Origin of the sequence: Pseudomonas agarici, from assembly GCF_001543125.1 — a bacterium.
In the GTDB taxonomy this organism is placed as follows: Bacteria; Pseudomonadota; Gammaproteobacteria; order Pseudomonadales; family Pseudomonadaceae; genus Aquipseudomonas; species Aquipseudomonas agarici.
In genome coordinates, this window is sequence record NZ_CP014135.1 from 4738343 (window position 1) to 4762597 (window position 24255).

Below are 24255 nucleotides of genomic sequence, written 5' to 3' on the forward strand. Positions count from 1 at the left end.
GGCCAACCAGCCCTTTCTTTTATGCCTGGCGGTATTCCTTGGGCGACATCTCATGACGCTGGCGAAACAGGCGCGAGAGGTGACTACTATGGGAAAACCCGCAACGCCAGGCCACTTCCTTGATCGGCAAATCCGAACTTCTCAATAGTTTGCCGGCCTGCTCCAACCGACAATCAAGCACGTAGCTGTAGACGCTGGTGCCGAACAGTTCGTTGAACTGGCGCTTGAGCACACCGTGCCCAATGCCTACCATGCGACTGATTTCGGGGACTGTCAGCGGCTCCAGACAATGCTCTTGAATGTAGGTACGCGCCGCCAGCAACAGGCGCCGCTCGCGCCGGTTGATGCGCGGCGGCGCTGGCGTATCGAGGGACAACGGCGCTGGTTCAAGTTCAATACCTTCAGCCGTCAGGCGGCGCGCCAGTCCCCAGAGCAACTCCATGGTCCGAGCATGAGCCTTGAGACCTTGCAGCGGGTTGTCCGGCACGCCGTCGGCCATAAAACACCCGGCAATCCGTTGCTCCTCGGCGGTCATGCGCAGGCGCAGCACGCCAGCCTGGCGCTGAGGATGGGAGAACCAGTGTCCGCTGCCCTTGCCACTGGCCATCAACGGTGCGAAGACCTCCAGCCACTCCAGGCTGAAATGCACAATCGCCAGTTTCAGGTCGTGATAGGCCGGAAAAAAGTCCATACCGGTGAACGGTTCACAGGCACAACTGAGGTAGCAATAACCCGAATCGTAGGTACACAGCTCAGGCACGCCTTCCATCAGGAAATGGCCGTTGCCCTTGATCATCATCGCCAGAGATAAATGCCGATCCACATTGACCTGGCGACACACATCCCGAGCAGGAAAACCGTCCACCAGCCCAATGCGTACACCGTCGTGAACTTCGCTCCAGACGATGCCCGGCATGTACTGATTATGCTGCTCCAGCGTAGGGGCACTGGGACGCAAGGTGGTAACAATCGACATAGGGTTGTCCCTCAGTCATGGTGGGTGAAACGGCAATGCACCAGCGCGGGGGCCAAACGCTGGCGCAGCGGCCAAATGCGCGACAGTAATGCCAGGGCGCGTATATAGCGAGGCCAGGGCTCGCCGTAGGTCAAGGCTTGCACCACCTGTAGCCCCGGCACTTGGTGCACGAAGGATTCGAGCTCGCCCAAGGCGATGCCAAACGGCATCGGCGGAACCTGGTAGCGCGGCGTCATGGCCAGTCCCTTCAAGGTCTTGCGCGAGTACCAGGGCGGAATACAGTCGAAAAACAATTCGCCCTGCCCCAGACGTCGCACCAATCGTTGCAACAAATCCAGTACCTGGGCTGCCTGAAAATACATCAGCAGCCCGGCGGCGGTGACAAACACCGGCCCCCGCGTCTGCTGGCTGACCACCTCCAGCCATTGCCGATCCAGAGCCGAACACGCCAACAACGTATTGCGCGGATGGGCCGGGAGAAACGCACGACGCGTCTCGATCGCTTCAGGCAGATCCACCGAATACCACTTCACCCGACCGTTATCGACACGCCACAGCTGGGTTTCCAGGCCTTCGCCGAGGGCAACCACTGTGCCGTCGGGGTAACGCAACAGGAAATCCCGCACGCGGTCATCGGCATACCGCGATCGAATGCCATGGGCCGCCTGGGCCTTGCCGAAGCGGCCCTGAAAGTCGTAGTCGATGCGTTCGATCAGTTGCAGCAACACCGGGTCATCCAACAATGGATCAGCCCCTTGGGCAAATGCGGCACGGTTCCATACCGTCATCAGCATGGTCTCCGGAACGCCGGAAAGACCGGGTACCAGTCGCTGAGGTTGCACTGCTGAATTCATCCACGTTTCTCCAGATAGACCCGCTGCCGGGCGCATCATACGGGCAATGGTCGGAGGGATCTGCGCGCCACGAGAAGAACTGTAGCGCGGGGAAACATCCAAGTATTAATGAGAACAATAACTATTAACCTAATTGTGCTCATCGTAAACCCTTTGTGATCCTAATCGCTATCACGCCGCTTTATTCTGCGCCACCGATGTGTGCCGAGCCCGTCACGCAAGCCACCAGCCAACGGAGTGCCGGATGAAGAAACCAACCAAAGCCGCCAGAGTGCCAACAGGGCAACCGCTGACAGTCATGAAGTTGCTGGCACTCGCTCGCGGATTGTTCGGCCTGGCAATCACTAGCGCCGTGGTTTCTACGTTGTTCGGTATTGTGCCGTTGTGGTGCGTCTACCAGATCGCTCGACAACTGCTGGCGGCGCAGCCGGACTCAACGGTTGTCCTCCACTGGGGCCTGGCGGCTCTGGGCGCGGTAATGCTGCGCTGGCTGTTGATAAGTGCCAGTCATGTGTGCGCCCACTTGGCCGCGTTCGAGTTGCTGCGTCAGTTACGCCGGCGCATCGCCCGACATTTGGGCGAGGTACCCTTGAGCTTTTTCGCTCGGCACAACAGCACCGACCTGCGCCGTATCGCTAACGATGACGTGGGTGCACTGGAAAGCTTTTTTGCGCATTTGCTGCCCGATGCGGTGTCCGCGCTCGTCACCCCGCCACTGACGTTGATCGTGCTCGCGGCCATCGACTGGCGCTTGGCGCTGGCCTGTATCGCCCCGCTGCCGCTGGCCCTGTTGGCGCAGACACTCATGATCAAAGGCGCCACGGCACGCATGGCGCAATGGCACCTTCTGCAACAGCGCATTTCCCGCAGTTTCAGCGAGTACCTGCGGGGCATCCAGGTGGTCAAGAGCTTCGGCCTGACCAGTCTGCGCTTTGGCACCCTGAGCCGCGACATCCATGAGGCAGCTGCCTGGGTAGCCGGCTTCGCACGTAAAAGCTCACTGTTCTGGGTGGTGTTTTCCGGCCTGCTGAGCGCTAACCTGATCGTCGTCGCGCCCTTGGGTACCCTGCTGCTGCTCAAGGGGCAGATCAGCCTGGACACCCTCCTGCTGTTTTTATTGCTGGCTCCCGCCGTATTGATGCCCCTGCTGCGCCTGACCTACATTCAGGGCGAATTGATCCAACGCAACGCCGCCCTGGCCCGCATCAACCGGGTGTTGCAATGCCCTGCCTTGGAAAACAGCCCCACCGCGCACGTCCCCGAAGCGCCGTTGCATCTGTGTGTGCAAGATGTTCGCCATGCCTATGGCGAGCGCCAGGCGCTGGACGGTGTCAGCTTCACCGCCCAATCCGGCCAGTTGACCGCGCTGGTTGGCCCCAGTGGCTCAGGCAAAAGCACCGTGGCCCAATTGGTCTGCCGCTTGTTCGACGCCGATAGCGGCCATCTCACACTGGGCGGCACCGACCTGCGGGACTGGCCGCTGGACGCCTTGCTGGAACAGGTGGCGACGGTCTTTCAGCACGTCCATCTATTCGATGGCAGCGTACTCGACAATCTGCGCCTGGCACGCCCCGAAGCCAACCTGGCCACGGTCCACGCCGCCGCACACGCCGCGTGTGCCCATGATTTTATCCAACGCTTGCCCCAAGGCTACCTAACACCCATCGGTGAGCGTGGCGCGCAGTTGTCCGGGGGGGAACGCCAACGCCTGTCAATTGCCCGTGCCCTGCTCAAGGACGCACCGGTGCTGATTCTCGACGAAGCCACCGCCTATGCCGACAGCGATAGCGAAGTCCTGATCCAGCAAGCCCTGGCCAACCTCTGCCGGGGCCGCACCGTGTTAATGATTGCCCACCGCCTGCATACCGTGACTGCGGCAGACAGCATCGTGGTGCTCGATCAAGGGCAAGTACGCGGTATTGGCCGTCATGCGCAACTGCTCGACACCTGCCCGCTTTACCAACAGCTCTGGCAGGACCACACGCGCATTCGCCACTGGCATCTCAACGTCTCGGGAGTACCCGCATGATCGGTCCATTGATGCGTGCCGGCGAGCGTCTGGCTGGCGAACGTGACGTTCGCCTGAGCCAAGGCCTGCGCCTGACCGCCCTCGAAGGACTGCTGAGCGCGGCGCTCTACCCGTTGCTGTATATGTTGCTGGACAAGTTGTTCCACGGTCGCGCCGACTATCACGGCATCCTGGTGTTGGCCCTGGCGATGATCGCCTGCCTGGCGGCACGAATTGTGGTCGGCGCACTCGGCACTCCGCTGGTCTTTACCGGTGCCTACGCCATGATGGCCACTGCCCGCCTGCGCCTGATCGACCATTTGCAGCGCCTGCCGTTGGGCTGGTTCGGCCAGGCCAACAGCGGTGAAATCAGCGCACAGGTCACCAGTGACTTGGAACTGGTGGAAAACCTCTGGTCGCACTTTCTTGGGGTGTTTGCATTGTCCCTGGCGCAACTGGCTGGCCTGATGGTTTTTCTGTTCTGGTTGCAACCGCTGCTGGCCGCATGGGTGTTGCTGACCCTGCCCCTCGCGGGGCTGGCAATGTGGGTTGCAATCCGCAAGGCCATGCGCCACGCCGAGCGCATGCTGGCGAGCAACAACCGGACCCAGGCCGCGCTGCAGGATTACCTGCAGGGCATCGCGGTGATTCGCAGTTTTGGCCGTTTTGGCAGCGCCCTGCAGCGTTTGAACAAAGTGCTGGACGCCCAGCATCGGACAATGATCGCCATCGAACTCAAGCCGGCGCCCTGGATTGCACTGTTCGGGCTGGTGATCGAGGCCGGTTATATCTTCACGGTATTGCTCGGTTGCCTACTGATCGAGCCGGGGCGCCAGGGGCTGGCGGACCTGTTGCTGTTTTACGTACTGGCCCTACCGCTGTATCGCCAAGCCCTTGACCTGGGTTTCGCCACCCTGCTGCTGCGTTTCGGCCACTTGGCGTTGTCTCGTACCGCACAGTTGTTGAGCCAGGCGCCCCTGCCTGAACCGGCCATCCCGCGTCGGCCTAAAGCTTTCGACATTCAATTGCAAAATGTCAGCTTCCGTTACCCGACACGCGAAAATCGCGTGCTCGACAGCCTGTCTTGCCACCTGCCCGCCGGATCGCTCACTGCGCTGGTCGGTCCCAGCGGCGCCGGTAAAAGCACCCTGGCCCACCTGGTAGCGCGCCTCTGGGAGGTCGACAGCGGCCAACTGCGTATCGGCGGCATCGACGTGCGCGAGATCGGCAGCGCACGGGTGCAGGAACATATTTCCATGGTGTTCCAGGACGTCACACTGTTCTGTGGCAGCGTCCTGGACAACCTGCGGGTGGGCAACCTCGACGCCAGCGAAGCCGAGGTGATCGAGGCCGCGCGCCTGGCGCAAGCCCACGATTTTATCCAGGCGTTGCCCGAAGGCTACGCCACGCGCATCGGCGAAGGCGGTGGCTGGCTGTCCGGCGGCGAACGCCAGCGCCTGTCGATAGCCCGCGCCCTGCTCAAGAACAGCCCGATCCTGCTCCTTGATGAAGCCACCTCCAGCGTCGACCCGTCCTCGGCAGCCGCTATCCAACAGGGCCTCGATGTACTGGTACGGGAACGCACGGTGCTGGTAATCGCGCACCGTCTACACAGCATCCAGCACGCCGACCAGATCCTGGTGATGGACTGTGGACGCATTGTCGAGCGTGGACGCCACACCGAGCTACTGGCTCTGGGCGGTCTCTATAGCCACCTGTGGCGGCAACAAAGCCTGGCACGCCACTGGCACTTGAACACCTGAACCCCGCATGCCGCCCTGGCGCGGCACGAGTACTTGTCTGGATGGAGTCTCACCATGTACACATCGACCAGAACAGCCTCGACGGCAAACCCCACTGCCACCACGAAGCTCACCCCGACAGCATTGGTCGAAGCCGTGGCCCGACAACTGGGCCTGACTGTCGAACAGCTTCCCCTCGACGCCAACCTGTTGCGCCTGGGCCTGGACTCGATGCACCTGATGGCCTGGCTCAACCGTTTGCGCCGCCAAGGGTGCAACGTGACCCTGAGCCAACTCTACGAGCAATCGACGCTGCAAGGTTGGTGCGCCCTGTTGCAGGAGCCTGCGCCCGCGCCCCAAGCCCCTCTCGCGGCGCAACCGCTGCCACGCATGAGCGACGGCCAGCCCTTTCCGCTGACGGCGGTACAACACGCCTATTTTGTCGGGCGTTCCAGTGAACAGCCCTTGGGCGGCGTGGGCTGCCACCTCTATCAGGAGTTCGACGGCCAGGGCCTGACGCCTCAGGCCCTGGAGCCGGCCATCGAGCAACTGATCGAGCGCCACCCCATGCTCAAGACACGCTTCTTGGCCAACGGCAGCCAGCAATGGCAGGCGCAATCCAGTTGGCCGGGCCTCAAGGTTCACGACCTGCGCCGGTACGAAGAGACCGCTCGCGAACAATGCCTGCTGCACCTGCGCGAGCAACTGGGGCACCGTCGCCTGCGGGTCGAAGACGGTGAAACCTTCGACTTCCAATTGTGCCTGCTGCCTGAAGGCCGCCATCGCTTGCTGGTCAACATCGACCTGCTGGTGGCCGATGCGGCCAGCTTCAACCAACTGTTTGAAGAACTGATCGCCCTGATCGCTCGCCAACCGCTACCACCGACGCCCGGCGATTATGACTTTTGCGCTTACCTGGCCCAGTTGCAGGGTCACGAGCAACCCCGTATCGAACAGGCCCAAGCCTGGTGGCTGGCGCGCCTGGAGTCGTTGCCCCTGGCTCCGCAACTGCCCCTGGCCCAGGAGCCCGAACGCATCGAACAGGTGCGCATCAGCCGTCGACGCGGGCAACTGAATGCCCGCCAGTGGCAACGGTTCAAAGAGCATGCCGGCCAACACGGGGTGACGCCGACCATGGCCCTGGCCACGTTGTTCAGCGCCGTACTTGGCCGCTGGAGCGGGCAACAGCGGCTGTTGCTCAACCTCACCCTGTTTGATCGCCAGCCCCTGCATCCGGCGGTGGCCGGGATGATTGCCGACTTCACCAATATCCTGCCGTTGCCCGTGCATTGCAGCGGGCCAACCTTCGCGGAGTTGGCCCTGGCCAATCAGCGCAGCTTCGCCGAGGTCTACGAACACAGCGCCTGGTCCGGCGTGCACGTGTTGCGCGAACTGAAAAAACACCAGCGCCACCCCCACGGCGCGCCGATCGTGTTCACCAGTAACCTGGGGCGCCCCTTGTATGGCGAGGCCACCGCCGACACTCTGGGTGAACCGGCCTGGGGCATTTCCCAGACGCCCCAGGTGTGGATCGACCACCTGGCGTTCGAGCATCACGATCAGATCATCCTGCAATGGGACAGCAACGCCCAACTGTTTCCCGCCGGCCTCACTGACACCCTATTCGAGGTTTACCTGGAACAGGTACTGGCACTGGTCGACGATCCACGGTGCTGGGCGCGCCCGCTGCCAGAGCTGATGCCGTTGGCCCAGCGCGAGGTGCGCCGACAGGTCAACGCCACCGCACAACCGCAGCCAGGCGGCCTGCTCCATGAGGGCATATTCGCCCAGGCCCAACGCTCACCCGACGCCATCGCGCTGATCCAGGGCCCACGGCAATTGAGCTTCGCTCGTCTCGCCGACCAGGCCAACCGCCTCGCGGGCGCATTGCAGGGCTTGGGCGTCGGCCCCGGTGACACCGTTGCGGTCAGCCTGCTCAAGGGCATCGGCCAAGTCATTGCCGTACTGGGCACCCTCCAGGCCGGCGCGATCTACGTACCCGTGCCACCGGATCAGCCGCTGGCGCGACGCCTGGGGATCTACCGCGGTGCCGAGGTCAAATGCGTCATCACCAGCGCCGATGAACCTGTCGAAGCCGAGGTGCAGCCGCGTCTGGACTGGCAACAGGCGATACTCGCCGATCCGCTGCTCTCACCGGTATCGGTCGATCCCCAGCAACCGGCGTACATCATCTACACCTCCGGTTCCACCGGTGAGCCCAAGGGCGTGGTGATCAGCCACCAGAGCGCGCTCAACACCTGCGTGGACATCAGCCGGCGCCACCATGTCACGCCACGGGACCGGGTGCTGGCTTTGTCGGCGCTGCACTTCGACCTGTCGGTGTATGACATTTTCGGCGTGCTCGGCGCAGGCGCTTCGGTGGTCCTGATCGAGGAACCACAACGGCGCGACCCATCGGTGTGGTGCGAATTGATCGTGCGCCATCGCATCAGCCTGTGGAACAGCGTGCCCGCTCTGTTCGACATGCTGCTCACCTACAGCGAAGGCTTCGAGCTGCCGGCACCGGCGTCACTGCGAGTGGTAATACTGTCCGGCGATTGGATCGGCCTCGACTTGCCTGGCCGTTATCACGCCTACCGTGCCGACGGGCAGTTCATCGCCATGGGCGGGGCAACGGAGGCGGCTATCTGGTCCAACACCTACACGGTGACGCGGGTCGAACCCCATTGGCGCTCCATTCCCTATGGCCAGCCGCTGGCCAACCAGTGCTATCGGGTCATGGACGAGCTGGGTCGCGACTGCCCCGACTGGGTGGCGGGCGAACTGTGGATTGGCGGTGCCGGCGTAGCCAAGGGCTATTTCAACGACAGCGAACGCAGTGCCCGCCAGTTTGTCGAGGTGCAGGCGCAACGCTGGTATCGCACCGGCGATCTGGGCTGTTACTGGCCCGATGGCACGCTGGAATTTCTGGGCAGACGCGACAAGCAGGTCAAGATCGGCGGCTACCGCATTGAGTTGGGCGAGATCGACGCCGCGCTCAATCGCATCGAGGGGGTCAAGAGCGCTATCAGCCTGGCCCTGGGAGAGCGCGAAAAAAGCCTGGTGGCGTTCGTGGTGCCCCAGGGTGCCAGCCTCTACGGCCCGGTACCGATGGATCCGCGCACGCCCGCCGATTACCCCGACTGGCTGGCATCGAACGGCGTCAGTCCGGCCCCGGCGGACAACACGCCGTTGGTGGATTTCCTGCTGCAACACCTGGCGCTCAACCATGTCACGCTGAGCACTCCCACCGATCTCGACACGCTCATGCAGCACTACGGTTGTGCCGCCGATTGGCGCCCGCTATTGGGCCGTTGGCTGGCCTGGCTGGGTGCGCAAGGTGTCCTGCACAGCAACGAAGCGGGCCAATGGCAACGGGTCTCGACAATCGACAGGGCCCCAATCGACACGCAGCACTATGCTCTGAGCGAGGCGCTGAGCGCACACCATGACGGCTTGCGCGACATCCTTTGCGGCCAGCGTGATGCGCTCACCTTGCTCGATCACCCCTACTGGTCGCCGGAGCACCTGTTGCTGCAAAGCCCGGGCAACCGTGAAACCCTGGAACAACTGGGCCGCCATCTCGCCTGCCTGAGTCAACAGTTGCAACGCCCCGTGCGCCTGATCGAGGTCGGCGCACGCAGTGCCTTGGTCGGCGCGCAATGGCTGCAACGGTTGGATCCCTCGCAGCTGCAGTACACCGCTCTCGATGCTTCCCTGGCCATGGTGCTCAAGGCCCGCGAGCGCCTGTCCGGCTTCGCCCATGGCACAGCGCTGCGCGATCACTACGACGATCACTCGGCCTTGCTGTATAGCGCCGATGTGTTGCTGATCAACAATGCGCTGCATCGTCTGCAGCAACCCCAGGCCGCGCTGTCAAACTGGCTGGCGTTGTGCGCGCCGGGCGCGGCGGTGTGCGTGTTGGAACTGGCGCAAGCCGGCGCTCTGGCGTTGGTCAGCAGCGATTTGTTGGATGAACGCCAGGAGGCCGCGCAACAACTGCGAAGCCTCGAGCATTGGCGGCAGCTGCTGAGCGACGCCGGTCTGCGTCCGTGCCAGGCCAGTGTGCTGGGCGATGTGCAACGCCTGGTCCTACGCGCAGCCGAACAGCCCCAGCGTCCCGACCCTGCCAAGCTTGACCAGGCCCTGGCCAACCAACTGCCCGGCTACATGGTGCCCCAGCGTCTGTACTTCCTCGACGCTCTGCCCCTCACCGCCAATGGCAAGGTGGACCATCAAGCCCTCTCGCGCCTGTCCAAACCTGCTGTGCTCAGCCACGCAGAGCAGGCCGCCCAAGGCGCTACCGAACAACGGCTCGCCAGCCTCTGGCAACAGTTGCTGCAAACCTCGCCAATACACCGCCACAGCCAGTTTTTCCAACTGGGCGGCGACAGCCTGCTGGCCACACGCATGATCGGCGAGCTGGCCAAACAAGGCTATCGCGCACGTCTCGACGATCTGTTCAATTTCCCCACCCTGAGCGCCTTCGCCGCTACCCTGGTTGCCGACGACCAGGCGCCGGGCCTGGAGTTGCACCACGACCCGGCAGCCCGCTACCAGCCGTTCGCCCTCAGCGATGTGCAGCAGGCATATTGGGTAGGTCGTCGTCCAGGTTTTGTGTTGGGTGGCGTGGGCGCGCATTTCTTTGTCGAGTTTAACGTCGAAGACCTCGACCTAGCGCGCCTGGAAGCGGCCTGGCGGCGCTTGATCGAACGTCACGACATGCTGCGCGCGGTAGTCCGCGACGGTTGCCTGCAGGTACTGGAAAAGGTGCCGGCGTTTAGCCCCTATCGCCATCGGGTCAGCGCACTGGACGCCAGCGAAACCCTGGCGCTACGCGAGCGCCTGTCGCATCAAGTACTCGACCCTGCGCGTTGGCCACTGTTCGATGTACAGATTGCCGAAGATGCGAGCCAGCACAGCCGGGTGTTCATCAGCCTCGACAACCTGCTGCTCGACGGCATGAGCATGCAAATCCTCCTGGCGGAACTGGAATTGCTCTATGAACAGCCCGAGCGCGCGCTGGAAGAAATCGCCATTGGCTTTCGCGACTACCAGTGCCTGCGCGCCAGCCAGCCACCGAGCGCCAACGCCCAGGCCTATTGGCAGCGTCGCCTCGACACGCTACCGCCAGCCCCCCAACTGCCGTTGCGTCGGGACCCTGCCGACATCGGCGTGCCTCGTTTCGTGCGGCTGGCCGAACGCCTTCCCGCCCGCCAGTGGGAAGCGTTGCAAACCAACGCCCACCAACATCAGTTAACCCCGTCCGGCCTGTTGCTCAGCGCGTTCTGTGCAGTGTTGTCCGCCTGGAGCCGCGAGCGCGAACTCACCCTCAACCTGACACTGTTCGACCGCCAACCCCTGCACCCACATATCGATCGGGTGCTGGGCGACTTCACCTCGTTGCTGTTGCTGGCCTGGCAACCCGTTGGAACCTGGCTGGACAGCGCTCAACGCCTGCAACAACGGCTGTGGCGTGACTTGGCGCACCGTGACCACTCGGCTATTCGTGTCATGCGCGAACTGGCCAGCCGCCAGGGCTTGGCCGCGGCTCAGATGCCGGTGGTGTTTACCAGCGCACTGGGGTTCGACAATGGCCGCTTCATGGCGCAATCGTCGTGGCTCAAGCCGGTCTGGGGGATTTCCCAGACCCCGCAGATCTGGCTCGACCATCAGGTCTACGAATCAGAAGGCGACCTGTGCCTGAACTGGGACGCCGTCGAGGCACTGTTCGATCCACAGACCCTGCACGGCATGTTCGACCAGTACGTCGCGCTGTTGCGCCAGTTGGCCGACCAGCCCCACGCCTGGGCCATGCCCCTGGCGCAACTGGTGCCGCTTAACGCCAGCGCGCCAGCGCCTCTGCGGCTCGTCACGCCGCAGCCTACGCCATGCGCGCCTGCCGCCCAGGCCTGCGAGCAGACCGTGGAGCTGATCCGCCGGGCGTTTAGCGAGGTCGTCGGACTGAAGCTAGGCGATAGCCGGCAAAACTTTTTCGAGGCGGGCGCCAGCTCGCTGAAGCTGGTGCAACTGCATATTCGCCTGACGCAGTCGGGATTCCCCCATCTGCTGGTCACCGATGTGTTCGGCTACCCCAACGCCCACGCGCTGGCCGTGCACTTGCGCCCTGGCGCCGCGCCCGTGAACAGGCCACTAACGGATCGGCAAAGCCGGCTTGAACAACGCAACAGTCGACGCTTGCGTCGCATCGGAGGTGTTTGATGATGCGCTATCTGCCTTATTGGTGCTACTACCTGCATCAAGGCATGCTCACCGCTCTCATGCTGCAAGGGGTGGTGGGTTATTTCCGCCACCAGGGCCTGGATCTGGCCAGCCTGAGCTTGTTGTCGCTGACATTTTTGCCATGGATCGGCAAGTTCCTATGGGCGCCCTGGTGCGAACGTCACAGCATTGCCCTGCGCGGCAATCGCTACCTGGGCAGCCTGGTTATCTTGCAACTGAGCATGGCCGCGCTGCTGTTGCTGCTCAGTGCCTTGGCCCCCGAGCATTCGATCTATCCGATCCTGGCAGGGCTGATGCTGCTGGCGTTGCTGTCCGCCAGCCACGATATCTACGCCGATGGCATCACCATCACCACCTGTGACGCCGAAAGTCGCCCGTTCGCCAATACCGCCCAGGTCGGCGGCAGTTACCTGGGGATTGTCTTCGGCTCCTTCGTGTTCCTGTTCCTGGCCGAACACTGGGGCTGGCGAGCCGGCTTTATCGGCATGGCCTGGGTGTCGGTGTTGTTGCTATTGCCAGTGGCGTGGTTACCGGTTCAGCAAACCAACTCCGCTGCTGTCGAACAACCGCGCCTGGATTACGGCAGTATTACCGCGCTGTGGCCGGCATTGTGCCTCACCGCGATTTACTACCTGGCCATGCGCGGCCTGATGGCGGTGCAAACCGTGCTGCTGCTGGACCAGGGACTGAGCCTGGCTGACCTGGGGCTGGCCTCCACGCTGTACAACACCCTGGCCAGTGCCCTCGGCGTAGTGCTCGGGGGCTGGATGGCCAAGCGCTTCGGCGCCTGGCGCTGCCTGCTACCGGCCATGGTCCTGCACGCACTGATCGCCGTGGCCGCTGCCTTGGGCGCGCGGGTGTATGACTTACCTATCTGGTTGGCCTTGTTCGCTGTGGTCAACGTGGCCGCCGCGATCAGTTTCGTCACGCTCTACAACCTGCTGATGGGCGTGGTTCGTCCTCATCAGCCTGCCTCGGACTATGCCCTGCTGCAATCGGTGGACGCCGCCGTGGCGATGCTCGCTTCGATGGCGGCGCTACAGGTTGCCTATCGCCTGGGCTATCCCATCTTGCTCGGCGGCCTGGCGCTGATCGCCTGTGTCTGCCTCTGGCCCGCCTGGCGTTTGCGTCTGCGCCTGCAGCGCAACCTGCCCGCGACTCCGTCTTCCCCATCTACCCATGAGGTCATGCATGCACAGCCTTGAAGCGCTCTATGGCGCCAGCGAACCCATCGCGGTGATCGGCCTGGCCTGCCGTTTTCCCGGCGCCCGCGACAGTAACGAATACTGGCAGAACCTGCTGGCCGGCCGCGAGTGCAACCGCCGTTTCAGCCGTGAGGAACTGTTGGCCGCCGGCCTGGAACCGGCATTGATCGACCATCCGGACTTCGTCAACGTGGCGGCGGTGATCGACGCCGCCGACCAGTTCGACGCCACCCTGTTCGGCTATTCGCGCCAGGAGGCCGAGTCCATCGACCCCCAACAACGGCTGTTCCTGCAAACCGTCTGGCACGCTCTGGAGCACGCAGGCTTCGCGCCCCGTGAGGTGCCCCACAAGACCGGCGTGTTCGCCTCTGCCCGCATGAGTACCTACCCGGCGCGTGAGCAGATCCGCGTCACCGAGGTGGCCCAGGTCAGGGGCCTGCAAGCGCTGATGGGTAACGACAAGGATTACCTGGCCACCCGTGCCGCTTACAAGCTCAACCTGCGCGGCCCGGCCATCACGGTGCAGACCGCCTGCTCCAGCTCCCTGGTGGCGGTGCATATGGCCTGCGAAAGCCTGCGCAGTGGTGAGTGCGGCATGGCCGTGGCCGGCGGGGTGGCGGTATCGTTCCCGCAACAGGCCGGCTACCGGTATCAGCCGGGCATGATTTTTTCTCCCGACGGTCGCTGCCGCCCGTTCGATGCCGGCGCTCAAGGCACCTTCGCCGGCAATGGCGTCGGCGCGGTGACCCTGCGCCGCCTGGAAGACGCCCTGCGTGACGGTGACCCGGTGTTGGCGGTGCTGCGTGCCAGTGCGATCAACAATGACGGGCAGCACAAGGTCGGTTACAGCGCACCGTCGATCATCGGCCAGCGCGAGGTGATCAGCGATGCCCTGCAGCTGGCGGATATCGACTGCGCCAGTATCGGCATGCTCGAAGCCCACGGTACCGCGACGCCGTTGGGCGATCCCATTGAAGTGCAGGCGCTGCGGGAGGTGTTCGCCACCCGCGCCGATATTGCCGGTTGCGCACTGGGCTCGGTCAAGGGCAATCTCGGCCACTTGGACACTGCCGCCGGCATTGCCAGCCTGATCAAAACGGTGTTGGCGGTCAGCCACGGGCGTATTCCGCCCAGCTTGCACTTTGAGCGGGCCAACCCGGCGCTGAAACTTGAACACAGTCCGTTTTATGTACCGGTGCAGGTGCAGGACTGGCCACACGGCCCGCGCCGGGCCGGTGTGTCCTCGTTCGGCATTGGCGGCACCAACTGCCACGTGATCGTCGAAGCCCTGCCTGATACCTTGCGTGCCGAAACAGCCGAGGCGCAGGCCAACGCGTTGCTGCTCAGTGCCGCCAGCCGCACTTCGCTGCAGCAACTGGCCGGACACTATGCACAAGCACTTGCCAACAGCGAAGCGCCGGCCAACCTCGTGCATACCGCGCTGCACGCCCGCCAGTTGGACTTACCCCACCGCCTGGCGGTAGCCCTGCATGAAGAAACCGCGCAGGCGTTGCAGGCATTTGCCCAGGGCAACCATGACGCCTTGCTGTATGACGGCCAGGCCGGCCCAGGCGGCCAATTGTGGCTCTGCAGCGGCCAGGGCAGCCAGTGGGCCGGCATGGGTCAGAGCCTGTATGGCCAATCCGAGGCCTTCACCCAAAGCCTGGACCGCAGCTTCGCCGTGTGCGCCGCGCATTTGCAGCTCCCGCTCAAAGCGGTGATGTTCGGCGAGCACGCCGGCCTGATCGATCGCATGGACTACGCGCAACCCGCCATTGTCGCCCACGCGGTAGCCATGGCCGCCCATTGGCGCGCACTCGGGCTGACGCCGGACTGGTTGATCGGGCACTCGGTAGGAGAATATGCCGCCGCCGTGATCGCCGGTATTTACCGCCTGGAAGACGTGCTGCCGCTGGTCATCAGCCGTGGCCGCCTGATGCACCAGTGCGCCGCAGAAGGCGCGATGCTCGCGGTGTTCTGCGATGCAGCGCAACTGGCCCCCCTGGCCGACCAGCATGGCGTGGAAATCGCGGTGTACAACGGTCAGCGGCAACTGGTGGCGTGTGGCACGCGCTCGGGCATCGATGCGCTGGCCCTGGTACTGCAAACGCTACGGATTCGTTGCCACCGCCTGAATATCGCCGGCGCCGCGCATTCGCGGCTGCTTGATCCGATTCTCGATGAGTTCCAACAGGCCAGCTCGGCCTTGCGCGCACGCCCAGGCAACATCCCGCTGATCTCCACTCTCAGCGGCCAAGCGCTGACCCACGCCGAGCTGGACAGCGGTCTCTATTGGCGCCGCCACCTGCGCGAACCGGTACGATTCCACCAGGCCCTGGAACAGGCACTGCGCAGCGACATCAGCCTGGGATTGGAGTTGGGCGCCGATGCCTCGTTGACAGCTATCGCCAGCCATCTCTCCAAAACACAGGTGCGCTGGGTAGCCAGCGCCCGTCGCCATAAACCGGCGCCAGGGGTGCTGCAAGACAGCCTGCTGCGGCTGTTCGCCGCCGGTGTCACCCTGCCATGGCGTGAGTTGCTACCCAGCCACGGGCAACGCATCCAGGCCCCTCTGTATACGTTCGATCAACAACGCTACTGGTGCGACACACCCTGCTCTGCCTCACCGAGCCAAGAGGATCGGCTGCTGCAGGGCGGGCGCGAAGTGGCGGTCCGCGAAGGTGCCAACCTCGACTTGCCGCGCCTGGAGCGCTTGTACACCTGCGTGACCCAACTGCATGGGTTGTATGTGGACCAAATGGTGCGCCAGTGTGTTGGCGATGGCATCGACCGCGGCGTCACCGCCCTCGACATCCTGCGCGGCGGGCGCCTGTTACCGCGCTATCGACAACTGTTGGTGCGCTTGCTCAACGCCTGCGTGGAGGACGGCTACTACCGTCACCACCACGGCCTCTATCACAGCGCCCGCGCGGTACCGGTGGCCGAGCGCACGGCATTGCTGCACACCCTGCGGGCCTGCTGCGAAGGCCTGGACGTGATCGCCGACACCGTGGAGCGGGCGGGCGAGCAGTTGTGCGCGATGATGAACGGCACGGTTGAACCGGTGGCGGTGATCTTCCCGCAAAGCGCGTCCAGCGGCGTCGAGGTGTTGTACCAGCAGTTCAGCTTTGGGCGCTATTTCAATCAGATAGCCGCCGGTGTGGTCGCGGGACTGGTGCGTGAACATCAACAGGCCGAGGCTCGCCCGTTGCGCATCCTGGAAGTCGGCGGCGGTACCGGCGGCACCACCGCCTGGCTGCTGCCCGTGCTCAAGGACGTGGCCCAGGTGAATTATTGCTTCACTGACATTTCGGCGATTTTCAGCCGCCGCGCCGAAGAAAAATTCGCCGAGTTTCCCTTCGTCGAATACCGCCAGTTCGACTTGCAAAAGCCGGCCACCGATCAGGGCTTCCAGGCCGGGCACTATGACCTGATCGTCGCCGCCAACGTGATCCACGCCACCCAGCATGTCGGCCAGACGCTGCGCAACCTACGTCCGCTGCTCAAGCCCGGCGGCGCTTTGCTGATGCGGGAAATCACCCGCCCCATGCGCCTGTTCGACTTCGTATTCGGACCGCTGGTACTGCCTCTGTACGATGAACAGGCGCGTGGCGGCGAGCTGTTCCTGTCCACCGAGCAGTGGCGCCAACAATGCCAGGCCAGCGGTTTCGAACGTCTGCACTGGCTGCCCGACGATGGCAGCGCCACCGCGCGGATCAGCGAACATATCCTGCTGGCCCGCACTGGCGCTGCGCTCCAGGCCCCCCTGCAAGCCATCGGGCACGACAGCGGCGAGCCGATCCTTGGCCGGCAACTGGGTCCGCACCTGTATCAGGCGAACTGGTCCGATTGCGCAGGCAACCCTCAACGCTGGCAGCAACGCCTGGATGCCGTCTGCGCAACTCTCGCGGCGCGGCATGGCGAGCCGCGTCGGGCGCCACGGTTCAGCCATCCGCTGGCACTGCCCGAGGCACTGGACAGCATCGGCATCGAATGGCGAGGCGCAGTCCTCGGCGACGCCCAGGTAATCCTCCGTCAACGCGGCCCCGAGGGCCAATGGCACCCGTTACACAGCAGCGGCCCGACGCCCGCTTGCCAGGCCTGTCCCCACACGCACTACACCTGGCACTGGCAACCGCTGGAACTCAGCCGAGCCGCAGCCCCCTCACCCGACGGCACCCGCGTGCTGAAACTTGCCCCCGGCACGCTGACGAGCATGGCCGATGAAATCATCCGGGCCCTGGCCGATCCCGACGATCGACCCTTGCTGGTAGTGACCCGTAACGCCTGGGCGCTGCCCGGCGACCCGCCCGTGGTACCCGAGCAACGCGCCCTTTGGGGCTTGTTGCGGGTGGCGAACGCAGAGCAGCCGCAACGCCCGCTGGCGGTGATGGACCTGGATGGCGATGACCAGGCCACGCTGTCGCTCGGCATGGCCGCCGCCGGTAGCGGCGAACGCTGGATTGCGGTACGCGACGGCCAGGCTTGGGTACAAACCCTGGTGCCACAAACCCACAGTGCGCCGGCATTGCCGGCAAACAGCTTCAGCGACGGCGGCTGGCATCTGGTCACCGGCGGGTTCGGCGGGTTGGGACGCCTGAGCGCGGCCTGGCTGGCGGCCCAGGGAGCCCGACACATAGCCCTGCTCGCCCCGCGCTGTTCGGCCGACAGCGCCGCCTGGATCGAACAGTTGCAACACACCCATAGCGGCGAGGTGCGCTGGTTTGCCTGCGATGTCAGCGATTCGCAAGCCCTGGCGCGGAGCTTGGAAGCCTTGCGAGCGAAAAGGCCCCTCAGCGGTGCGATTCATTGCGCTGGCCTGCTGGACGATACCCCGCTGGTCAATCTGTCGTCCGCACGTTTGAGCCCGCTGTTACAGGTCAAATGCCAGGCGGCGGCGCAGTTGCAAGAAGCGTTGGCCGAACAGGGTCGCTACCTACTGCTGTATTCCTCGGCGGCCGCCAGCCTCGGCGCACCCGGTCAAGGCGCCCATGCCCTGGCCAGCGCTTACTTGGATGGTCTGGCCGAAGCCACTGTCGACCAACCCCTGCGCACCCTCAGCCTGGCGTGGGGCGCCTGGGGCGAAGTCGGGCGTGCCGCCGAGCACGGCATGCACGCCAAACTGGCCCAGGCCGGCATGCTCACGCTGAGTACCCACGAAGGTCTATGGCACCTGGAACAGGCGATCATGCGCGGCACGCCGGGGTACCTGGCCATGCGCGTCGACCCTGCGCGCATCGATCCGCATCGACGCCTGTTCCCCCGCGAAACGCACGAGTCGGCGCACACAGATTCAGTTAAAACGCCGCCTACACGCGAGGTTCCGTCAGCACCGGTGCTCAGCGGCGACCACGACACCGACCGTCCGGTGCTGCAGCACTGGCTCGAGACTTCGATTCGTCGGCAACTGCGCCTGAGTGCCGAGACTGGCCTGGCGCTGAATCAGGACCTGATGCAATTGGGCCTGGATTCGCTGCTGTTTCTCGAACTGAGCAGCGACATCCAGCGCCAGTTGGGCGTTCGCCTGGATGCCGAGCAGGCCTACCGGGATCTGAGCATCGACGGGCTGACCACGCTGCTGTTAACCCAGGCGCCCGGCGCAGCACCGATAGCGAGCCCAGCGACGATCGTCCTCGATCGACGGGCGCGTTTCGAGCCCTTCGCGCTGACGCCGATTCAGCATGCCTACTGGCTGGGCCGTACCGACCTGATCGAATACGGCGGCGTCGCCTGCCATGTGTTGTTTGAATGGGACAAAGCCTACGCCAGCTTCGATCCAGGTCGCTTCGAGCAGGCATGGAACGCGCTGATCCGGCGCCACGACATGCTGCGCATGGTGGTCGACAGCGACGGTCGGCAACGCATCCTCGAACAGACGCCATGGTATCGCTTGCCACGCCACGACTTGCGGGCACTAAGCCCGGATGCCCGACAACAGCGTCTGCTGGCGATTCGTGAAGACATGTCCTATCGCGTGCTGCCCGCCGACCGCTGGCCCCTGTTCGAAGTCAGCCTCAGTGAGTTGGACAGCGAGCATTGCCGCTTGCACATGAACCTCGACTTGCTGCTGTTCGATGTCCAGAGCTTCAAGGTGATGATGGATGACCTGGCAAAAGCCTATGCCGGCCAAGACCTGGCGCCCTTGCAACTGACGTTCCGCGATTACGTGATGGCCGAGCAAGCCCAGCGTGACACCCTGGCCTGGCGCCAATCCTGGCGTTTCTGGATGGACACGCTGGAGCGCCTGCCGGCAGCCCCGCAATTGCCCATGGCGACCGGCACCGCGGGCGGCCCGCCGCGCTTTCGCACCTTGCAGGCGAGCCTCCAAGCCCCGCGCTGGAGCCGCCTGAAGGGCCACTGCCAACAACTGGGCCTGACCGCTTCGGCGGCGCTACTGGCGCTGTTCGCCCAGACCCTGGAGAGCGTCAGCCGCCGCCCGGACTTCAGCCTCAACCTGACCTACTTCAACCGTCGCCCGGTGCATCCACAGGTGCAACAGTTGATTGGTGACTTCACCTCGGTGTTATTGATGGACTTCCAGCTCGGCCGGGGTGCCAGCTTGCGTGAGGTGATGCAGACCACCCAGTCACGCCTCTGGCAGCGCCTGGCCCACACCGCCGTCAACGGCGTGGAGGTGCTGCGCGAACTCGGCAGGCGTCAGGGCCAAGGTCGTCAACCGGCCATGCCGGTGGTGTTCACCAGCCTGCTCGGCATGTCACTGGACGGCCAGGCCATCGATCAGGCGATGACCGCCACCCTCGGCGATCCAGTGCATGTCTTCACCCAGACGCCACAGGTGTGGCTTGACCACCAGGTCATGGAGATCGACGGTGAACTGGTGTTCAGTTGGTACTGCATGGAGGAGGTCCTGGCCGACGGCCTGATCGACCGCCTGTTCCACACTTACAGTCAGTGGCTGCAACAACTGGCGGATGACCCCGCCGGCTTTGACCAACCGCCCGCGCTGCCCCGTATGGACTGGTCGGTGCAATTGGACAGCGAGCCGGTCGATTTGCAGGCACTCGAAACCCATTTGCGCCAGACACCCGGGGTGTATAGCGCCAACGTGAGTGTGGACCACCAGCAGCGCAAGCTGATTGCCCAGGTCGTGGCACACGCGCCGCAACCGGTGGACGGTGGCTCGGCACTGGTGGTCGACGCCCTGCCCGATCTGAATGACCCACAACGCACGGAGGTCGAACTGACTTGGCACGCTCTGGAACAGCGCGCTCGCCAAGGCATCGTCTTCACTTTGCGCAAGCACGGCCTGTTCACCCAGACCGGGCAGCGCCACGATCTGCTTCAGGTAATGACACGCCTGGCCGCCCGACCGCAATTCAGCGGATTGCTGGGTCAGTGGCTGACGATGCTCTGTCAGCAGGGCTGGGTTGCCTTGGAGGGGACGAGCTACGTCACGCTACAGCCGTTGCCCGACGCAGCAGCGCTGCCGCTACCGGATGCACCGTGGAGCCAGACTCTGGCGGGCTACCTCGACACATGCATCGAGTTGCACGGTGAGCTGCTACGCGGCGAACGCTCGGCCCTAGGCCTGTTGTTCGGCGACAACGATGCAGTGGTGAACGCCTTTTACAGCGACAATCCAGTGTTGCAATGCCTCAATCGCAGCCTGGCGCTCACGGCCAAAAAACTCGCCGGCAAACGTAACGACCTGCGGGTGCTGGAAGTCGGCGCGGGAACCGGCGCCAGCACCGCGCACCTGCTGCCGGCCCTGGAAACTCATCTACGGGAGTATCGCTTTACCGACATCTCCAGCCTGTTCCTGGAACAGGCACGGGAGCGTTTTGCCAACTGGCCGCAGCTGCGCTGCTCGCTGCTGGACCTCAATCAACCGGTGGACTTCAACCAGCACCCGCCAACAGGCTATGACCTGATCGTCGCGGTCAACGTGCTGCACGACGTGGTGCATGTGCCCCGCAGCCTCAAGCGTCTGCATAGCCTGCTGCGCCCTGCTGGTCATCTGCTGCTGGTGGAAGCCACCGAGCGTGACAGTGCGCTGCAACTGGCAAGCATCGGCTTTATCGAAAACCTCAGCCATTTCGAGGATGCTCGCGCTGACGACGACAAAGCCATGCTCGACTTGCGGCGCTGGCGGGAAGCGCTGCAGGCAGCGGGTTTCACCTGGCGGATGAATTGGCCGCAACGGGCCGATGACAACATGCGTCAACACTTGATCGTGGCGCAGGCCGAAAACCCCGCGCCGCTGGACCTGCCAGCCTTGCACGAACAGGTGCGGAGCTGGTCCGCGCCCTGGCCGCTAGCGCTCAATCGCGTGGAATTCGGCGACGATGCCAGGCCCGCGACAACGGCAGTACCGGCCACGCCTCGCCAGCCCGTACAAGCCGCTCCCGCCTTGTTTGAGGCAGTCGCGGCACTGTGGCAGGAACTGCTCGGTCAACCGGTACACGTCAGCAGCGACTTCTTCCACACAGGCGGTGACAGCCTGATCGCCACGCGCATGATTGCCCGCCTCAACCGCCTGGGTTACACCGCCAGCAGCCTGCGCAACCTGTTCGACAACCCGCGTCTGGAGGACTTCTGCGCCACGCTTGAGGCAAGCTCCGGCGCAGTCGACGATAACCCGCTGGCCCTGGCCCGTGGACGGCATGACCTCAAGGTGTTTGCCTTTCACGCCTCCGACGGTGAGATCGGTGCGTACCTGTCCCTGGCTCAGGCATTGGATTGCCAGGTGTTCGGGCTGCACGCCGCCAACGCGCTGCAGGCACACTCACTCAATGAACTGGCGACGCGTTATGCCGAGGCCATTGTCCGGCAACAACCCGCTGGGCCTTATGTGCTGCTGGGTTGGTCCTACGGCAGCTTTGTCGCCGAAGCGGCAGCCCGGCAACTGCATGCCAGGGGCGAACGGGTGCGCCTGGTGCTGCTGGACCCCGTCTGCCGCGAGGATTTCCGTGTCGACAACCGCAGCAGCCTGTTGCGGCTGATGGCCCAGGGCGCGAAAAAGATCGAGCTTCCCGCCGACCTCGAGCAATTGAGCGAGGCGCGGCAACTGGAGGTATTCATGACCCTCGCGACTCAAGCCACCGTGCTGAAAAACCAGCCATCGCCCGCCGAAGCGCATCAGTGGTTGCAGCGCATCGAACATTTGATGCGCCTGCTCGGCCAACATACCCGGCCCCACGCCCTGGAGCTGCCTTGCCTGTGGCTAAGCGCGGCCACACGCCCGGCGCACTGGTTGCCCGCCGAACACGACTGGCAAGACTGGGCCTCGCAAGCCCAACGCGAAACCCTCACCGGCGATCACTGGCAGTTGCTGCTGGACCCCGATCACCTGCCACACACGGTTGCCCGCATCACGGCCTGGCTGGCCGCACCTCATAAGGAGCCTCAAGCATGACCCATCCATTGAAAGTCCTGGTGGTCGGGGCCAAGTTCGGCGAGTGGTACCTCAACAGTTTCCTGGTGACACAACCCGGACTGCAACTGGCCGGCCTGCTGGCCAACGGCAGCCCACGGGCCCGCGCCCTGGCCAATGCATTCGGCGTCCCGCTGTACACCGACCTGGCGCAACTGCCCGCCGACCTCGACCTCGCTTGCGTGGTGGTGCGTTCCGGCGTAGTGGGCGGAGCCGGTGCTCAACTGACCGAAAACCTGCTACAGCGTGGACTACATGTGATTCAGGAACATCCGGTGCACCCGGACGAGATCGCTCGACATCAACAATTGGCGATCTCCCTCGGGCGCCAGTATCGGGTCAACAGCTTCTATCCGCATACCGAGGCCGGGCGTTGCTGGATCGACACCGCTCGCCGGGTTCGGCAATTGCTCACGGGCCAGTCACCCAGCCTTGCACAACTGACCACAAGCCGCCAACTGCTGTATTCGAGCCTGGACCTGATGCTGCAAGCCTTGGGTTGCGAGTTGACGGCACAGGCCAAGGTCAGCCTGGTAGACCGTGATACTCACTTCCACACCCTGGCCCTGGACCTGCCGGACTGCCGTGTGCTGTTGCGCCTGCAAAACTGGATGAACCCCGACGATCCCGACTTGCACAGCCTCGTCATGCACCAGATGAGCCTGGCTTGGCCCAGCGGCTACCTGTCGCTGGATGCCAGCTACGGGCCGGTCAACTGGACGCCGACGTTGCACAGCGACTCTCATGCCGATAACCGGCAAACCGCCTACGCCAGCGCGGCGGCTTACCTGGAGCGGCCAACGGCCCTACCCTTGCATCCGGCCGCGGCCAACTGGCGCAGCGCTCAGGAAATCGAAGGCCCGGCGGGGGTGGGCCACTTGTTGCAACGCGTGCGCGGTCATTTGACAGGCGAGCCGGTCGAGGCCGGGCTCAGCGACCACTATCAATTGGCTCTCGCTCGTCTGTGGCAGGACGTACTGCGTTGTGCCGGCCCAGCCGAGCTGCGTCCGGCCACCCCGCCGCAACTGATCGATGCCGCACAACTACGCGTCGGGAGCCAGGCGGCATGAGCATGTTGCGTCCCTACTTGAGCGGCGACGGTGCTGCCGGCCATTTATTGTTGTGTCCGTTCGCCGGGGCCAGCGGCGGCGCCTTTCATGGTTGGCGTGGTCTTGAGGGACTGGGCCTGGACCTCTCCCTGGTGGTCTATCCGGGCCGTGATCAGCGCATGCACGAACCCTGCCTGCGACAGGTCGACCCGCTGGCCAGAAGCCTGGCCGCCGCCGCTCAAGTCCAGGGCGCGTCGCAACGCAACCCGCTCATCCTCTGTGGGCACAGCATGGGCGCCCAAGTGGCGTTCGAAACCTGCCTGTTGCTGGAGCAGGCAGGCACACCGCCTGCCGGCCTGGTGCTGTCGGCCTGTCATGCCCCGCACCAAAGCGGGCGGCGCCTGCTCAGCCACCTGGATGACTCGGGTTTTATCGAGCAACTCGTGGCGATTGGCGGTTGCAGCCAGGCGCTGCTGGATGACCGTGCCCTGCTGCAACTGTTCATGCCATTGCTGCGCGCCGATTTCCAGGCCACCGAGAGCTACCACCGTCCGCTGGAACCACAGCGTCCACGCCTGCGCACGCCCACCCTGCTACTCAACGGCAGCCATGACCCCGAGGCCGACGCCACGGAAGTGGCGGCTTGGTCGCATTGGCTGGACGGCGACTATCAGCAGCACGAGGTCGCCGGCGATCACTTCTACCTCACCCAGCGCCCGCGCGCGTTTGCCGCCCGTGTCCTGAGTTTTATCGAACACAGCATCAGCCCTTTCCATTATTGACG

General features: G+C 64.1%; 9 protein-coding genes. 7 read left to right on the plus strand and 2 right to left on the minus strand.

The genetic code is table 11. The features are described from left to right. Positions 1-19 precede the first annotated feature (19 nt). Both AWM79_RS20780 and AWM79_RS20785 read right to left on the minus strand, forming a co-directional pair. Positions 20-976 carry a helix-turn-helix transcriptional regulator gene (locus AWM79_RS20780; RefSeq protein WP_082712654.1) on the minus strand — a complete coding sequence of 319 codons (957 nt, stop codon included), beginning with the start codon at positions 974-976 and terminating at the stop codon, positions 20-22. An 11-nt stretch (positions 977-987) separates the two neighbouring features. Next, positions 988-1830 (minus strand): class I SAM-dependent methyltransferase, encoded by an 843-nt coding sequence (locus tag AWM79_RS20785; protein WP_060783685.1) that lies wholly within the window; start codon positions 1828-1830, stop codon positions 988-990. Positions 1831-2074: 244 nt separating this feature from the next. Between AWM79_RS20785 and AWM79_RS20790 the strand changes: the two genes are divergently transcribed. From AWM79_RS20790 to AWM79_RS20820, 7 genes are read left to right on the plus strand one after another with little or no spacing between them, the layout of a single operon-like run. Then, complete coding sequence (locus tag AWM79_RS20790; protein WP_060783686.1) at positions 2075-3859, plus strand: ABC transporter ATP-binding protein; 1785 nt, start codon at positions 2075-2077, stop codon at positions 3857-3859. Then, positions 3856-5601, plus strand: coding sequence for an ABC transporter ATP-binding protein (locus AWM79_RS20795; RefSeq protein ID WP_060783687.1), 1746 nt, complete (start codon positions 3856-3858; stop codon positions 5599-5601). Before AWM79_RS20790 ends, AWM79_RS20795 begins: the two co-directional genes overlap by 4 nt. 54 nt (positions 5602-5655) lie before the next feature. Beyond that, the gene (locus AWM79_RS20800) at positions 5656-11802 is read left to right on the plus strand and encodes a non-ribosomal peptide synthetase (protein ID WP_060783688.1); all 6147 of its coding nucleotides are present in this window, start codon (positions 5656-5658) and stop codon (positions 11800-11802) included. Beyond that, positions 11802-13028, plus strand: coding sequence for an MFS transporter (locus AWM79_RS20805; protein ID WP_060783689.1), 1227 nt, complete (start codon positions 11802-11804; stop codon positions 13026-13028). Before AWM79_RS20800 ends, AWM79_RS20805 begins: the two co-directional genes overlap by 1 nt. Next, positions 13015-22404, plus strand: a complete 9390-nt coding sequence (locus tag AWM79_RS20810) for a type I polyketide synthase (RefSeq protein ID WP_060783690.1) — start codon at positions 13015-13017, stop codon at positions 22402-22404. The genes AWM79_RS20805 and AWM79_RS20810 overlap by 14 nt, the downstream gene beginning before the upstream one ends. Further along, complete coding sequence (locus tag AWM79_RS20815) at positions 22401-23492, plus strand: thiazolinyl imide reductase (RefSeq protein ID WP_017133636.1); 1092 nt, start codon at positions 22401-22403, stop codon at positions 23490-23492. The genes AWM79_RS20810 and AWM79_RS20815 overlap by 4 nt, the downstream gene beginning before the upstream one ends. Beyond that, positions 23489-24253, plus strand: a complete 765-nt coding sequence (locus tag AWM79_RS20820; protein WP_060783691.1) for a thioesterase II family protein — start codon at positions 23489-23491, stop codon at positions 24251-24253. The genes AWM79_RS20815 and AWM79_RS20820 overlap by 4 nt, the downstream gene beginning before the upstream one ends. Positions 24254-24255 lie beyond the last annotated feature (2 nt).

Coding starts and splice junctions, on each gene's coding strand:
- AWM79_RS20800 (WP_060783688.1), top strand. CDS start 5,656: ATGTACACATCGACCAGAACAGCCTCGACGGCAAACCCCACTGCCACC.
- AWM79_RS20805 (WP_060783689.1), top strand. CDS start 11,802: ATGATGCGCTATCTGCCTTATTGGTGCTACTACCTGCATCAAGGCATG.
- AWM79_RS20795 (WP_060783687.1), top strand. CDS start 3,856: ATGATCGGTCCATTGATGCGTGCCGGCGAGCGTCTGGCTGGCGAACGT.
- AWM79_RS20815 (WP_017133636.1), top strand. CDS start 22,401: ATGACCCATCCATTGAAAGTCCTGGTGGTCGGGGCCAAGTTCGGCGAG.
- AWM79_RS20785 (WP_060783685.1), bottom strand. CDS start 1,830: ATGAATTCAGCAGTGCAACCTCAGCGACTGGTACCCGGTCTTTCCGGC.
- AWM79_RS20780 (WP_082712654.1), bottom strand. CDS start 976: ATGTCGATTGTTACCACCTTGCGTCCCAGTGCCCCTACGCTGGAGCAG.
- AWM79_RS20790 (WP_060783686.1), top strand. CDS start 2,075: ATGAAGAAACCAACCAAAGCCGCCAGAGTGCCAACAGGGCAACCGCTG.
- AWM79_RS20810 (WP_060783690.1), top strand. CDS start 13,015: ATGCACAGCCTTGAAGCGCTCTATGGCGCCAGCGAACCCATCGCGGTG.
- AWM79_RS20820 (WP_060783691.1), top strand. CDS start 23,489: ATGAGCATGTTGCGTCCCTACTTGAGCGGCGACGGTGCTGCCGGCCAT.